Source organism: Kitasatospora sp. NPDC059646 (assembly GCF_042734615.1).
Classification (GTDB): Bacteria; Actinomycetota; Actinomycetes; order Streptomycetales; family Streptomycetaceae; genus Kitasatospora.
Window position 1 is genome coordinate 124,158 of the sequence record NZ_JBHWDS010000011.1, and the last position, 12,864, is coordinate 137,021.

The window sequence follows — 12,864 nt, forward strand, 5'->3', positions numbered from 1 at the left end:
CCGCCGTCCGGCGCAGGGGCTTTTTCTATGCCCGGGGAGGGTGACGCATGGCTTCGACGGCCGAACGCATGATTTCCGTAGCCGACGCAGAGGTTGGCTACCACGAGGGCCGCAGCGCCGACGGCTCGTGGAACAACCACCAGAAGTATTCGCCGGCCGTGCCCGGCCTGGAGTGGTCGGACTGGCAGGCGTGGTGCGCCACCTTCGTCTCCTGGTGCGCGCTCCAGTCCGGCAACGCTGACATCTACCCGCGAACTGCCTCGTGCGCCACGGGAGTCGCGTGGTTCAAGCAGCGCGGCCAGTGGCGGACGACCCCGAGCGTCGGCGCGCAGGTGTTTTACGGGGCGTCCGGCGGGTCGCACACCGGCATCGTGGTGTCGTTCGACGCGACCTACATCTACACGATCGAGGGCAACACCTCGGCTGGCGGGTCGCCGGAAGGTGACGGCGTCTACCGCCGGACCCGGCGCCGGGACGACCCCTACATCTACGGGTACGGCGCGCCCGCGTTCGCGGACCCGTCGACCATCGGGACGAAGACCGTCGTCGTCCGCGCCGGGCAGACCCTGAGCGGCATCGCGGCTGCCGCGGGTGTCGCGCTGGCGGTGATTCTCGGGCTCAACCCGAGCGTGGCCCAGCACCCGGACACCATCCACCCGGGCGACGTCATCACCGTACCGGCAGTCCCGGGGACGACTCCGGCTCCCGCACAGCCGCCGGTGCAGACTCCTCCGCCGGCCACGCCCGGTGGCGGCTCGGCCGGCAACTCCGGTGCGGGCAGCTCCGGTTCGACGTCCTCCGCGCCAGTCTGGCCGGGCTACACCTTCCGCGCGTCCTCGGCTCCGCGGTACGACGCCAACGTCAGGCGCTGGCAGCAGCGGATGGCCGATCGCGGGTGGTCGATCACCGTGGACGGGTACTACGGCCCGGCGTCCGCGGCTGTCGCCCGCGCGTTCCAGGCGCAGAAGGGCTTGGCGGTTGACGGACTGGTCGGTCCCGTCACCTGGCGCGCGGCCTGGACGGCCAGGGTGACCCGCCCATGAGCCCTGAGACCGTGACTGCCGTCGTCGGTGCTCTCGGCATCGTCGGCGGCGCGGTCGTCTCTGCCATCCCTGCGGTGCTCGGCCTTCGCCGGGCCCGCGGGGCGGCGCAGGAGGAGGGGGCCGCCACCCGGGAGACCGTGGAGACGCTGGGAGCCAGGCTGGGCGCACGACTTGACGACGTGCGGGATGAGCTTCGAACGGACGTCGCCGAGCTGCGCGAGGACATCACCGACGTGCGTGCCTGGCAGGCGGCTCACGATGCGGAGCACTTCCTGATCCGCCGAAATCCCGGGACCTGACCCAAACAAACGCGCGCCGGCGCTCAGTAACCCTCTCTGCCCCAGTCCATTCACGAGCAGGGAGACGACATGCACATTGGCATCATCGGGCGGGCACGCGTCGGCAAGGACACGGCCGGCGCGTGGCTCGTGAACAACTGCGGGTACGCACGTGTGGCGTTCGCGGACGCGCTTAAGGACGCGGCATTGCGGATCAACCCGATCGTGCAGGTGGACGCCCTCGGCGACGGCTTCGACACCTTCGAATACCGGCTCGCCGAGATCGTCGCTGCCGACGGGTGGGAAGAGGCAAAGGACTACCCCGAGGTCCGCCGCTTCCTCCAGGAACTCGGCGCCTCCATCCGCGCCGTCGACCCGGAGATCTGGATCCGCGCCGCTCTGGCGCGAGTCGACGAGATCGGCGAGCGTACCGGCTGCTGCACGGTGATCACCGACGTCCGCTACCCCAACGAGGTTGCAGCCCTGCGCGCCCGCGGCTTCCACCTCCTCTACATCGACCGCCCCGGCGTCCCGCACCTGGTGCACGAGTCGGAGGGGACGCTCGGCCCGGATGACGCGGACCACACGATCATCAACGCCGGCAGCGTCGCCGACCTGGAGTCCGCGGTCTCCCAGTTCCACGCGCACGTTCACACCGCCGAATCCGCCCGCCAGTACGGGCGTTCCTACGAATGAGCGAGGACCATGAAGACCCTGCTGACGCGTGTGCGTGATGCCGCGCAAACCGTCGTGCTGTACACCGTCGCGTACATCCGTGTGATGCTGGCCACAGAGCCGGTGCGAGTCCGGGCCTGGCTGATGTCCGTCATCGGTGCCGGATCGGTGCTGATTCCGGCACTGAGCAACGCCTCCACCGTCGGCCAAATCGTCGGCGTGCTGATGGTGCTGCTCCCGATTCTGCTGGGCGAGGGCGCCCGAGCGAAGGTGAGTCCGACAGCGTCCGACGAGAACACTACTGACTGATGACAGTCGGCCTAACAAAGCCCCGTCTCCACCTGGAGGCGGGGCTTTTTGCGTTTTCTTACGACGCCTTTAAGACATGCGTACTTGCGCCCGCTTGTGCCATACAACACAAGGTCGCTACTGTCCAGTTATGACACCGCCATCCCCTGTCCACTCCACGTCGCTGGTAGCGCTGCTGACGTCACTATGGGAGTCCGTGAGGGCAGACCATCCGACCCTGCAGGCAGCCGAAATTACTGTGAGCACCGGCCCCGCGCCATCAGATCATTCGCACGACCGATGGGCGGGTCGAGACCCGCTGCCGGTAGTGATCGGGCGTCCCACCCTGGAGGCAGGAGCAGAGGCGGTCGTCACTGCAGTGCTGCACGAGGCTGCTCACGGACTGGCGATGGCTGCGGGCACGACAGACACGAGCCGCCGTGGCGTCTATCACAGCCGCGCCTTCCTGGCCTGCGCAGTTGCAGTCGGACTGGAGTGGCCGACCGACCAGGTGCCGACCGACCAGCCGCCGAGCAGCACCTATCACGGGTACCGGGACGTCATCCTCTCCGATGCAACGCGAACGTCGCCTCTGGTGCAGACGGTGATGGAGGATCTGGACGACGCACTGGCGCGGACGCTGGCAGTACTGGCTGCCCCGTCGAAGCGTCCGCGTGGGGACAAGCGCGTCCTCACCGAGTGCACCTGTGGACGGAAAGCGTGGGTTGCGGCCGGCACGTATGCCAAAGGGCCGATCATCTGCGGCGTGTGCATGCGCCCGTTCGTAGCGCAATAGCAGACCGACCGCCTGGCGCCTCAGCCTGCACAGGTAGGCTGCGAGTGCCCGTGACGACTGGAGGCCACATGGCCAACATGCCCGCAGTGCCGCCGAAGCGCGCTGCTGCTGCGCCTGCTGTTCGGCGCGTCCCCGTCCCCGAGCCGCTCACGCTGGACGCCGTCCGGGACTGGGCACCGGAAGACCTGATGACGCGCGGCACAAAGCTCGCGCAGGCGTACGCGGCGACCGAGAAGATCTCCACCACCATCCTGAAATCGCTCGCGGCTGTGCTGATTGCGCGGCGCCTGCAGATGGGGGACCTGGCGGGGCAGTCGCACGCCTACAAGGTGGAGGCGCAGCAGATGTACCTCAGCGCCAACATCCCTGACGGCGTCGCCAGCAACCTGCGTGCCAGCGTCCGCTACCACATCAACAACCTGCTGCGGACTGTGGCGAGCCCTGAGGAGCTGGAGGACGCGGGACTCTCGCCGAAGCCCGCGACTGAGCGTGCGGCTGACCGTCGGCGTCTGGAGCGCGGCGTGGTGCACGCGGCTACGGCCCTGCACGAGATCGCGCCCGCTGCACCTGCCACGTCGAAGAGGGCAGCCAAGGCAGCCCTACCTGCGCCGGCTCCCGAGCCTCAGTCACCGGTTCGTGCCGTCAGCGACCACCTCCGCATCGCCCAGATGCTGGAGTCCGCGATTGGGCGCATGCAGCCCGCAGTGATCGAGGGTGACATGACGCCCGATCAGCGCCGGGTCCTCTACACCCGGCTGCAGGCGGTCAAGCGGGAGATCACCGCTCTGTCGAGCGTGCTGCGCGACGCCGGCATGCGCTGACGGCTCGTCAGGCCGACTCGTCCTCCCCGCGGCCCGGAGGGGCCAAAGTGTCAAACCAACCGCCTTTTTCCTTTTCTCTCTAACGCGTCTTAGAAGAACTGAAAGTAGGGGGTTAGTTCGGCACTTTGGCCGGGTCCGAGCCCGGGGAAAAGATCTTGCCGACGACCCAAACAGACCCGGGCTGGCGCTCAGTAACTCCTCTGCACCCATCTACGCACGAGAGGGCAGAGGATGACGGTACAGACGATCAAGCGCGGCGACTCGCGCTTCTACGTGGACCCGGCGGACGGCGCGAAGAAGGTCCCGGGCGTGACCTCCGTGCTCGGCATGCTGCCGAAGCCGTTCCTGCAGTTCTGGTCAGCAAAGACCGTGGCAGAGACAGCAGTTGACGACCTGGGCGCCGTGGTGAACATCGCCCTGCGCGACCGCGACGCCGCGATCGACTACCTCAAGCGGGCGCCCACCCGCTTCACGGCGAAGGCTGCGGGCACCGGCAGCGACGCGCACGACCTCTTCGAGCGGCTCGCCCGCGGGGAGCGGATCGGGCGTGTCCACCCGGACATGCAGCAGTATGCGCGACACTTCGACGCGTTCCTTCAGGAGCAGCAGCCGGAGTTCCTCCACCTGGAGGAGACGGTCTGGAGCGACACCTTCGGCTATGCCGGCTCGTTCGACGCGATCGCCAAGATCGACGGCGAGACGGTCATCATCGACTGGAAGACGACCCGATCCGGCGTTCACGATGACGTCGCGTTGCAGCTCAAGGCTTACGCGCGGGCGGACCGAATGATCCTCGCGTCGTCGGGGGAGTCCGTCCCGGTGCCGGCGCTGGACGCTGCAGCAGTGCTTCACGTGCGACCCGAGGGCGCCAAGCTCGTCCCGGTCGACTGCTCGGACGACCTCTTCGACGTCTTCACGGCGCTGCTGACGGTCTTCCAGTGGGACAGCGTGCGGAAGAAGAGCGTCATTGGCCGACCCGTGTGGTCGACCGGCACCGCGGAGACCGGCACGGAGAGGCGGGCGGCGTGACGAACATTCGCTTCGAGTCGGAGGACGCGCGACGGATCGCACAGCTCGTCGCAGACAACGCGCACTTGCGTGCAGAGCTGGAGCGGTGCGAGCAGGTTGCCGAAGCGTGCAGGCATGAGGCGCGGCGTAAGACTACGCAGTTGAAGACGGTTGCGCTGACGGTGGAGCGGCTGGAGGCGAGCGTTGAAACGCTCCGGGAGACCGTCGTCCGCCAGGCCCTGCGGATCACCGAGCTGGAGAGGGAGGGCAGCAAGTGAGCTACGCCATCGAGGTACTGAGCGACTACGACGACGACGGCACGATGCCGGAGAACGTCGCCACGCTCAGCGAAGCCGTTGTCGGGCACCGCATCGTCAGTGCCACCAAGGAGACGGTGTCGCGTCGGTGGGGCGGTACCGAAGACGCGCTGGTCATCACGCTCGACAACGGACACCGGGTCGAACTGATCAACACCGATGACTGCTGCGCCTACACCGAACTGCAATCGTTCCTGCTCCACCCGGAGCGGGTTGACCACATCATCACCGGTGTGGGCACCACGAACGAATACGGCACCTGGCACATCTACGCGGACATGGGCGACGTGCTGGAACTGTCGGTGGGGTGGAGCTGCGGCAACCCCTTCTACTACGGCTACGGGTTCGACATCAGCGTCAAGGAACTGGAGAGCGCCGCGTGAAGAAGTCCCTGATCGTCGCCGTCGCAGCCCTGGCGCTCACGCTGACGGGTTGCTCGGCTGCGACCGAGCAGTGGAACGACGCGCCGGTGCAGCGCAAGGATGACTCGCCGGCCGTCATCTACAGCATGCCGGACGGCTTCGCCAACGTCGCTTCGAAGTGCGACGGCAACGGCTTCCGGATGTTCGTGACCCGCGAAGGCACCAACAAGGGCGGCGGCAAGGCCGTTGCCGTCGTGGCTGACCCGACCTGCAAGCGCTGAGGAGAGCAAGTGAGCATCGACTTCGACAAGCTGGGGGCGGAGATGGACGCGGAAAAGGCGATGGCCGAGAAGCTGGACGCGCAGGTGAAGGCGCTCGGCGAGGTGTGCGGCAAGCTCACGGGGGTGCTGCTGATCCTCCCGCTCCGCGCGTGGCTGTTCATGCTCGGTGTCGGTGCCCTGCACGGCGCTGTGCCGGCCGTCCCGCCGCTCGGATTCGGGGCCGCGCTGCTCGTCGTGGTCGGCCTTGCGGCGCTGCTGCCGGCCCGCGTGAAGGGTGCGCGATGACCATCGAGGAGCACGCGAAGGCGATCCAGGCCGCGATCGATGCGGCTGCCGCTGACGGCTTCGAGCTGGACAACGGCTGCTGCGAGCCGTTGTACAGGGTCGAGCTGAACCGCATCGTCGACGGCGATTTCGTGGGCGACCCCGTTCGGATCGATGTTCCCGCCACCTTCGACTGACCTCCGCACCACCCCTGAGCCCCCGGCTGCTTCGGCGCCGGGGGCTTTCGGCGTAGGAGGAGAGAGGAGACCCGATGTACCTGTTCAGTAAGGCGCACACCCTGAATGAACACATGGCCACCTCAGGCCGTAGCGCGATCACCGTTGGTGCTACGCACACGCGGCCCATCTCTGACACGGTCGTGGTCCGCGTGTTCCACCCGACGACCGGCGGCGGGCGTTCGTTCGTTCTCACGCGCGACGAGGTGACCGACTTGAACGGCTCGCTGCAGAAGTGGCTTGCGGAAGGCTGGGCCGGCTTCGTGGAGGGCGCCCCGCGTCCGGGCGAGGGCACGCGGTATCCGGTCGGAACCGTGGGTGATGGCGGCGACATCTGGGACGCCCTGGAGCGCCGTCGGCAGGAATGGGCAGAGCAGGACCGGAAGAATGAGGAGGCGTTCGCCAACACCTACGCGTCGTGGTCGCACGACGAGTTGGTGGCGGAGATCAAGCTCCAGAAGTTCAACCGGGAGGCCGCGGAGTCCCGGGAAGCGGGCTGGCGCAGTGAGCTGGACGCGGAGCGGACGCGCATGCGGGCGCTCTTCGGCCGACTGCGGGCAGCGCTGGACGGGAAGCGGACGGCATCGGTTGAAGACCTGAATGCAGCGCTGCGGGAGGAGGCGTGAAGCCCGCAACCCGCATCCGCCGCTTCCGACAGGAGACCCGCTACCCGCACCAGCGCAGCGATGGTCTGACGACCCGTCGCAGCAACGGCGGGACGCGAGAGCTGATCATCACTCAAGTTCCGGGCCGCAAGGGTTCGTGGCTGGTCACTGCTGACGGCTCGGCGCTCCGCGTCCTGGCGAAGTTCCGGAACGACGAGGCCACGGAGGAGTTCCGCCTATGGGTGCGCGACAACGATGGTCGGACGCTGTGGCTGGAGGACGGCGAGTGATCACCCACCGCAAGCACGGGAACGCTGCCTTCCTTGCCTGGCTCGTCGGCACCGACATGGACGAGGTCCGGGCCTACGCCGAGATCGGCGACTGGCCGTCCCACTGGGTTCCGCGGGCGCAGGCGACGCTGCGCCGGCTCGGTGTGAGCTGCCAGGCGGAGGCCCGGGCGGCGTGGGAGAGGGGTGTGCGGTGACGCCTCGTTCCGTCGAAGAGGCACGCGCCTGGATTCACAATCACCTGGACTGCTGGTACGGCGAGGAGTACGCCAGGCTGACCGAGCTGCTGGACGACCTGCTCCGTGCGCACGCGCATGAGCTGACGGAGAAGCTGCGCCATTGTTCCTTTGCTGCAGCGGACCTGATCGACCCGGAGGCGGCGAAGTGCTGACCGAGCAGGAGATGTCCGACCTGGCGGAGTTGCGCCGCCTGCTGGACGAGGCGTACGAGCACTACTTTTCGTACGAGGGCCACTGCAAGTCATCCGAAGGGCTGATCAGTCTCCACTTCAACACCGTGCACGACCGGCTCGCCGGGGATCCGTTTCGACTGGCCGGCATCGGTGTGTACAGCTACGCGCTCGGCCCCCACCGTCAGCACGACTTCTCGTCCATGGCGGAGGCTCTGGACGCAGTACGGGGTTGGCACGCGGTGGAGATGGCGCACGACCCGGAGGTGTCCAGATGAGCCGATACTTTCTGCCCGATCCGTGGCCGACCGACTTGGAGCAGGCTCGGGGCTGGCTCGCCTGTGCAGTCGCGTACAGCGGGCATCTGGAGCACGAGGAGCAGGACGAGCTGATCGAGCGCTTCCGGCGTGAAGTGCTGCGCGATGCCGCGAAGCAGATCCGGCAGACGGAGGCGGATCGGTTTCCCGGCCCGATCCTCGGTGCGATCCGACGGATGCGCGCTAACTACTACGCGAAGACCATCGACCCTGCTACCGAGGAGAGCTAATGTCCCTGTTCACCCGCCCCGCCCCGTCATCGGCCCCCGCACCGGCCGTCGTCAACCTGATCAAGACCGCCGGCGTGAGCCTGCAGAAGCACGGACTGACGGGTCAGCGAGCGGCCGTGTACCTCGTGCTCGACCACTCCGGGAGCATGTCCCCGTACTACGCCTCCGGCGAAGTTCAGCGGCTCGCGGAGCAGGCTCTCGGGCTGTCCGCGAACCTGGACGACGACGGCACCGTGCCCATGGTCATGTTCGGGTCGCACGCCGGCCCCGTGGTCGACCTCGACCTGACGGACTACGCCGGCGTGGTGGAGCGGCAGCACCAGCGGACGCCGTGGGGGAGCACCAACTACTGGGCCGCGATGCGTACTGTCGTCGCTCACTACCAGCAGTCTGGCGCTACCACGCCCGCGCTCGTGATCTTCCAGACCGACGGAGAGCCCGACTCACGCGTGGCAGCGGAGGCCGTACTCCGGGAGACCAGCGGGCTCCCGATCTTCTGGGCGTTCGTGGGCTTCGGCGGGCGGGTCAGCTTCCTGGAGCAGCTCGACGCCCTGAGCGGCCGAGTGGTCGACAACGCGTCCTTCTTCCACGCGGCCGTCCCGCGCAACGTCAGTGATGCCGCCCTCTACGACGGGATCACTGCGGAGTACGCGCAGTGGCTGCCGGCCGCGCGCCGTGCGGGTGTGACCCTATGACCCGCCCCGCGGACGACATCGGCCCAGACACGGGCCTGGAGAAGACGGACGCGGCGTTCATCGCGGACCGGGGCGACATCTTCAGCATGGCGCTCCGACTGACCCGTGGCGAGGAGTGGGCCAACGGCCTGGACGTCGTGGACGTGATCAAGGCCGCCGAGTTCCTGGCCGGCGACGGGCTTCGAGAGGAGACGACGCGTGCGGGCGAGTAGCTGGCGGATTCGCAAGCAGGACGGGCGCTGGTGCATCTTTCAGCCCGGGTGGGTCTGGGCTGAGATCTGGGCGGGGGCGACACATGCAGAGGCCGTAGCTGTACTGGCTTACCTGCAGAAGTGCAACGTGGCGACGAAGAGGAAGAGGCGCTGATGGCCAACGTCACGACGACCTGCACTGCCACAGTGGAGCTGACCGGCGACGAACTTACGCTGATTCAGCGAGCGCTGCAGCTGGTACGCGACTTCGGAGGCATAAGCGACTGGGACGCGGCGGCCAAGCTACTCGCCGACCTGGAGGTGGAGCCGTGACGGCCCTGAACGTCTTCACCCGCGGCCCCCGCGACCGGACCGACCTCTACTGCGTCAGGTGTCACCGTCGGCGCCCCCGCGGGGAGTTCCGTGAGACTCCGACGCACAGCCGGGCAGCGTGGTGCCTGCGATGCGAAGAGTGGGCGGGCGTGCACACGCACATGGAGCGCCAGTCGTGGATCATCGATCAGCAGCGGGAGAAGCTGCGGATGCTGATCCATCACCTGGCCCGGGTCCGCGAACAGCGCGACGCGGCCGGCAAGGAAGCCATATACAACCACGCTGCCTACCGGCAGGAGCAGGTTGCACGCCGTGAGGCCGACGAAGCGCGCGACGTCTACCGCGCCGAGATCCGCCGGCTGCAGGACCAGGTCGCAGAGCGCGAGTATTTCCACACCTGGGCGCCGAGCCGTGAACTGCCGGCCGACGTGGACCGGGAGGTGAAGCGGCGGACGGAGGAACTGGAGCAGCGCGTGTACGGGCTGCAGGCACAGCTTCGTGCGCAGGCCCGGCGGTACGAGCGTCAGGCCGGCCAGGCGGCCCGTGCACTGGCCTTTGTCGACGACGTCCGCGCCGTCCACGGTTGGGCCTTTGCCGGTGAAGAGCACCAGCACCGCGACCGGCTGAAGGTCGTGTACGGCTGCCTCTACGAGTACTGGGCTGCTGAGCGCGAGCAGCGCCAGTACGTCCCCATCCTCCACCGACGCGAGCACGGGGCATCGTAAAACGCCTTTCGATACCCCAAACAAATGGGCCTCAGCGCTCAGTAACTCCTCTGCACCCATCTACGGGTCGCGCACTGGACGATGCAGCCAACGAGAGGCAGAGAACAACATGGCAGGACTGCGCATTTTCGACACCGACCCCGACGCCAAGCCCAAGCCCCGTGCATCCTTTGCGGAGGACGTGGTCGGCCGCTTCCGTGCGGGTCGCATGACCGGTACCGGCCGGTCCGCCCGCCCCGAGTCGCTCAGCGAGTGGCGCGTGACCACCGGGGATCCGGCCGTCGCGTCCCGCGTGGCCGAGCTGCTGGGTGGTACGGCCGAGGAGTGGGACACCGAGAGCGAGGACTCCCTGGAGATCCTCACCGACGCGGCGTCGGTCGAGATCGTCATCGACGGCGCGAACGCCGTTCAGAGCGACATGCGGCTGTACGGCGCCGTCGGCGGCGAACCGATCCACCACTGCGACGGCGTGGAGTACCTGTCCCCGCCGGAGGAGAAGGGCAACCCCTGCGGCTGCCCGGAGCTGCTCGCCGACCGCAAGGCGCTCGCCAAGACCGGGAGGGGGCCGAAGCCCGACATCCGCGTCCTTTTCAAGCTGACCGACGCCCCCGACCTCGGTCTGTTCCGATTCCGTTCCGGCGCGTGGGACCTGGCCAAGGTGCTCCACGAGGTGCTGGAGGCGTTGGACACCGTCGGTGGCCCGGCCCGCTGCCGGCTGTCGATCGAACTCGTGGAGTTCGTCGCCAAGTCGGGCCCGATGAAGGGCAAGACGGTCAGCTACAACAAGCCGGTGATCAAGGTTCTCGGCGCGTACAACGCGAAGCGAGAGGACGCCGACCGCGAGTTCGCAGCGAAGCGCCGGCTCTCGGAACTCGCCGACGCGGCCTGACAGCCGACACGAACGCGCCCGGTCCCTGGCGAGTAGAGATCGTCAGGGGCCGGGCGCTCCAACTGTAGCGAAGAAGCAGAGGAGAGATGCAGTGCCGCTGTATTTGGTGAGCCGGACGGATCGCGTCGGATGGGACGAGTACGACGAAGTGGTTGTCCGGGCCGGCAGCAAGGCAGCCGCGTTGCGGCTCGTGCTCAACCCGCCGGAGGACTCGTGCCCGAGTGCGTTCTACGGGTTCGAACCCGACGGATCCAACGCGGTGGCTGAGCGCATCGAACTCCGCGGCCCGTCGGCCGTCATCAGTGCGTCGTTCAACGCCGGCTGATGACGGTGCGGATCCTCGAACTGTGCGCCGGCTATGGCGGACTGGGCATGGCGGTGGAGGCGCTGACGGGCGGGACGGTGACGCACGTCGCGGAAGTCGACCCGGCCGCGTCGCTCGTGCTTGCCACCCGGTACCCGGACGCGCCGAACATCGGCGACATCACGGTGTTCGACTGGACGGCCCTTGTTGGCCAGGTCGACGTCATCACGGCGGGGTTCCCCTGCCAGGACATCAGCAACGCCGGCAGGCGGGAAGGGATCGGCGGTGCCCGGTCGGGAATTTGGAAGAACGTCGCCGAAGCTGTTCGCGTCCTACGACCCCGGCTCGTGTTCCTGGAGAACGTCGCGGCCATCAAAGCGCGCGGGCTCGGGGTCGTCGCCGAAGACCTGGCCGCGATCGGGTATGACCTCCGGTGGACGTGCCTACGAGCTTCCGACGTGGGCGCCGCCCACCGGCGGGACCGCTGGTTCGGCGTCGCCACTCCTGCCGACGCCGAAGGCGAGTGATCTCCCGGACGCGATCCATCGGCGGAACTCTCACGGGAGTTACTACCTGCCGGGTGTGGTAGCTCGGTTGCCGGAGCCGAACAAGCTCCTACCGACTCCCCGTGCGTCCGACGGGCCGAACGGCGGGCCGAATCAGCGAGGGAGCGGCGGGGACTACGCTCTTCCCGGAGCCGTCGTGAACCTGCTCCCCACGCCGACGGCTCGGGACTGGAAATCGGGCGCGTCAAATCTGCATGGCCGGAACAGCAGGCCGCTGAGTGAAGTTGTGCTGCTCTTCAAGACGCCTACTGCATCGCTCGGAACCAACGGTGCGGCGCAGCACCCCGACAAGCGCAAAGTCGGCGGGCACGCGCCGACGTTGGACGATGAAGTCAGCTTCCTGCTGGTCGAGCCGGTCGACGAGATCCAGGACTGGGCCGACTTCGAGCCCGCCATTCGTCGGCAGGAAGTGTTGTCCGGGCGTCCTGCGCCGATTCCCACGGAACTGGGCCCGCGAGGTGGTCGACGACTCGCCGTCCGCTTCGCCGAGTGGCTGATGTGGCTGCCCGACGGGTGGGTGACCGGGATCCCCGGCCTGACCCGTGCCCAGCAGCTTCACAAGATCGGCAACGGCGTCGTCCCGCAGCAGGCGTACGAGGCGTACCGCTGGCTGCTCACGCAGAACATCAACGTAGTAAAGGAGAACTGAGATGGCTCGCAGACTCACCGACTTCACCGGCCAGCCGATTACGGAGGGCACCGTCGGCGTCTACCCGTCGCGCCAGGGCAACACCGTGCGGCAGAGCGAAGGCGTCGTGCGGCAGATCAGCATGATCCGCGACGACCGTGGCCGCTCGCACCCGGAGCTGCTCGTCCAGCCGACGGGCCGCGATTCCGGTCACATCCAGCGCAAGACGCGCAAGGTCGTCTCGGTCGCCGCCGAGCACTTCGCGGTGACTGGCTACACCTCGCCCGACGCCGCCTGACGTACTGGTACCGCCCAG

The 12,864-nt window shown here is 67.9% G+C and carries 27 protein-coding genes; all 27 read left to right on the forward strand.

Going from position 1 to position 12,864, the window contains the following annotated elements:
- Nucleotides 1-68: 68 nt before the first annotated feature.
- The 27 genes from ACFV1L_RS10295 to ACFV1L_RS10425 all read left to right on the forward strand — a co-directional run bounded on the left by ACFV1L_RS10295 (nt 69) and on the right by ACFV1L_RS10425 (nt 12,846).
- Nucleotides 69-1,043, forward strand: coding sequence for a peptidoglycan-binding protein (locus ACFV1L_RS10295; protein WP_380364747.1), 975 nt, complete (start codon nt 69-71; stop codon nt 1,041-1,043).
- Entirely contained in the window at nt 1,040-1,342 is a 303-nt protein-coding gene (locus tag ACFV1L_RS10300; protein ID WP_380364748.1) for a hypothetical protein, read from the forward strand. The genes ACFV1L_RS10295 and ACFV1L_RS10300 overlap by 4 nt, the downstream gene beginning before the upstream one ends.
- 69 nt (nt 1,343-1,411) lie before the next feature.
- A complete protein-coding gene (locus ACFV1L_RS10305; RefSeq protein ID WP_380364750.1) occupies nt 1,412-2,017 on the forward strand; it encodes a hypothetical protein in 606 nt (201 codons plus the stop codon).
- A 9-nt stretch (nt 2,018-2,026) separates the two neighbouring features.
- Nucleotides 2,027-2,305: a hypothetical protein gene (locus tag ACFV1L_RS10310; RefSeq protein ID WP_380364752.1), complete on the forward strand. Its 279-nt coding sequence runs from the start codon at nt 2,027-2,029 to the stop codon at nt 2,303-2,305.
- Nucleotides 2,306-2,501: 196 nt separating this feature from the next.
- On the forward strand, nt 2,502-3,080 hold the full coding sequence (locus tag ACFV1L_RS10315; RefSeq protein WP_380364754.1) for a hypothetical protein: 579 nt from the start codon (nt 2,502-2,504) through the stop codon (nt 3,078-3,080).
- Nucleotides 3,081-3,148: 68 nt separating this feature from the next.
- Nucleotides 3,149-3,901, forward strand: a complete 753-nt coding sequence (locus ACFV1L_RS10320) for a hypothetical protein (RefSeq protein ID WP_380364756.1) — start codon at nt 3,149-3,151, stop codon at nt 3,899-3,901.
- A 231-nt stretch (nt 3,902-4,132) separates the two neighbouring features.
- The gene (locus ACFV1L_RS10325) at nt 4,133-4,930 is read left to right on the forward strand and encodes a hypothetical protein (RefSeq protein WP_380364758.1); all 798 of its coding nucleotides are present in this window, start codon (nt 4,133-4,135) and stop codon (nt 4,928-4,930) included.
- Nucleotides 4,927-5,187 (forward strand): hypothetical protein, encoded by a 261-nt coding sequence (locus ACFV1L_RS10330; RefSeq protein WP_380364759.1) that lies wholly within the window; start codon nt 4,927-4,929, stop codon nt 5,185-5,187. Before ACFV1L_RS10325 ends, ACFV1L_RS10330 begins: the two co-directional genes overlap by 4 nt.
- The gene (locus ACFV1L_RS10335) at nt 5,184-5,609 is read left to right on the forward strand and encodes a hypothetical protein (protein ID WP_380364761.1); all 426 of its coding nucleotides are present in this window, start codon (nt 5,184-5,186) and stop codon (nt 5,607-5,609) included. Before ACFV1L_RS10330 ends, ACFV1L_RS10335 begins: the two co-directional genes overlap by 4 nt.
- Nucleotides 5,606-5,869, forward strand: a complete 264-nt coding sequence (locus ACFV1L_RS10340) for a hypothetical protein (RefSeq protein ID WP_380364762.1) — start codon at nt 5,606-5,608, stop codon at nt 5,867-5,869. Before ACFV1L_RS10335 ends, ACFV1L_RS10340 begins: the two co-directional genes overlap by 4 nt.
- A gap of 9 nt (nt 5,870-5,878) precedes the next feature.
- Nucleotides 5,879-6,154, forward strand: coding sequence for a hypothetical protein (locus ACFV1L_RS10345; RefSeq protein ID WP_380364764.1), 276 nt, complete (start codon nt 5,879-5,881; stop codon nt 6,152-6,154).
- A complete protein-coding gene (locus ACFV1L_RS10350; protein WP_380364766.1) occupies nt 6,151-6,330 on the forward strand; it encodes a hypothetical protein in 180 nt (59 codons plus the stop codon). The genes ACFV1L_RS10345 and ACFV1L_RS10350 overlap by 4 nt, the downstream gene beginning before the upstream one ends.
- A 74-nt stretch (nt 6,331-6,404) precedes the next feature.
- The gene (locus ACFV1L_RS10355; protein WP_380364768.1) at nt 6,405-6,995 is read left to right on the forward strand and encodes a hypothetical protein; all 591 of its coding nucleotides are present in this window, start codon (nt 6,405-6,407) and stop codon (nt 6,993-6,995) included.
- Nucleotides 6,992-7,264, forward strand: coding sequence for a hypothetical protein (locus ACFV1L_RS10360; protein ID WP_380364770.1), 273 nt, complete (start codon nt 6,992-6,994; stop codon nt 7,262-7,264). Before ACFV1L_RS10355 ends, ACFV1L_RS10360 begins: the two co-directional genes overlap by 4 nt.
- Entirely contained in the window at nt 7,261-7,458 is a 198-nt protein-coding gene (locus tag ACFV1L_RS10365; RefSeq protein ID WP_380364772.1) for a hypothetical protein, read from the forward strand. The genes ACFV1L_RS10360 and ACFV1L_RS10365 overlap by 4 nt, the downstream gene beginning before the upstream one ends.
- On the forward strand, nt 7,455-7,652 hold the full coding sequence (locus ACFV1L_RS10370; protein WP_380364774.1) for a hypothetical protein: 198 nt from the start codon (nt 7,455-7,457) through the stop codon (nt 7,650-7,652). The genes ACFV1L_RS10365 and ACFV1L_RS10370 overlap by 4 nt, the downstream gene beginning before the upstream one ends.
- On the forward strand, nt 7,646-7,948 hold the full coding sequence (locus ACFV1L_RS10375) for a hypothetical protein (RefSeq protein ID WP_380364776.1): 303 nt from the start codon (nt 7,646-7,648) through the stop codon (nt 7,946-7,948). Before ACFV1L_RS10370 ends, ACFV1L_RS10375 begins: the two co-directional genes overlap by 7 nt.
- Nucleotides 7,945-8,217, forward strand: coding sequence for a hypothetical protein (locus tag ACFV1L_RS10380; protein ID WP_380364777.1), 273 nt, complete (start codon nt 7,945-7,947; stop codon nt 8,215-8,217). The genes ACFV1L_RS10375 and ACFV1L_RS10380 overlap by 4 nt, the downstream gene beginning before the upstream one ends.
- The gene (locus ACFV1L_RS10385) at nt 8,217-8,912 is read left to right on the forward strand and encodes a VWA domain-containing protein (RefSeq protein ID WP_380364779.1); all 696 of its coding nucleotides are present in this window, start codon (nt 8,217-8,219) and stop codon (nt 8,910-8,912) included. Before ACFV1L_RS10380 ends, ACFV1L_RS10385 begins: the two co-directional genes overlap by 1 nt.
- Nucleotides 8,909-9,124: a hypothetical protein gene (locus ACFV1L_RS10390; protein WP_380364780.1), complete on the forward strand. Its 216-nt coding sequence runs from the start codon at nt 8,909-8,911 to the stop codon at nt 9,122-9,124. Before ACFV1L_RS10385 ends, ACFV1L_RS10390 begins: the two co-directional genes overlap by 4 nt.
- Nucleotides 9,125-9,244: 120 nt before the next feature.
- Nucleotides 9,245-9,436 carry a hypothetical protein gene (locus tag ACFV1L_RS10395; RefSeq protein WP_380364782.1) on the forward strand — a complete coding sequence of 64 codons (192 nt, stop codon included), beginning with the start codon at nt 9,245-9,247 and terminating at the stop codon, nt 9,434-9,436.
- A 149-nt stretch (nt 9,437-9,585) separates the two neighbouring features.
- The gene (locus ACFV1L_RS10400) at nt 9,586-10,161 is read left to right on the forward strand and encodes a hypothetical protein (protein WP_380364783.1); all 576 of its coding nucleotides are present in this window, start codon (nt 9,586-9,588) and stop codon (nt 10,159-10,161) included.
- Nucleotides 10,162-10,270: 109 nt separating this feature from the next.
- Nucleotides 10,271-11,050 (forward strand): hypothetical protein, encoded by a 780-nt coding sequence (locus ACFV1L_RS10405; protein WP_380364785.1) that lies wholly within the window; start codon nt 10,271-10,273, stop codon nt 11,048-11,050.
- Between the two features lie 91 nt (nt 11,051-11,141).
- Nucleotides 11,142-11,375, forward strand: coding sequence for a hypothetical protein (locus ACFV1L_RS10410; protein ID WP_380364787.1), 234 nt, complete (start codon nt 11,142-11,144; stop codon nt 11,373-11,375).
- The gene (locus ACFV1L_RS10415; protein ID WP_380364789.1) at nt 11,375-11,881 is read left to right on the forward strand and encodes a DNA cytosine methyltransferase; all 507 of its coding nucleotides are present in this window, start codon (nt 11,375-11,377) and stop codon (nt 11,879-11,881) included. Before ACFV1L_RS10410 ends, ACFV1L_RS10415 begins: the two co-directional genes overlap by 1 nt.
- A gap of 175 nt (nt 11,882-12,056) precedes the next feature.
- Entirely contained in the window at nt 12,057-12,569 is a 513-nt protein-coding gene (locus ACFV1L_RS10420) for a DNA (cytosine-5-)-methyltransferase (RefSeq protein WP_380364791.1), read from the forward strand.
- Between the two features lies 1 nt (nt 12,570).
- Nucleotides 12,571-12,846 carry a hypothetical protein gene (locus ACFV1L_RS10425; protein WP_380364792.1) on the forward strand — a complete coding sequence of 92 codons (276 nt, stop codon included), beginning with the start codon at nt 12,571-12,573 and terminating at the stop codon, nt 12,844-12,846.
- Nucleotides 12,847-12,864: the final 18 nt, after the last annotated feature.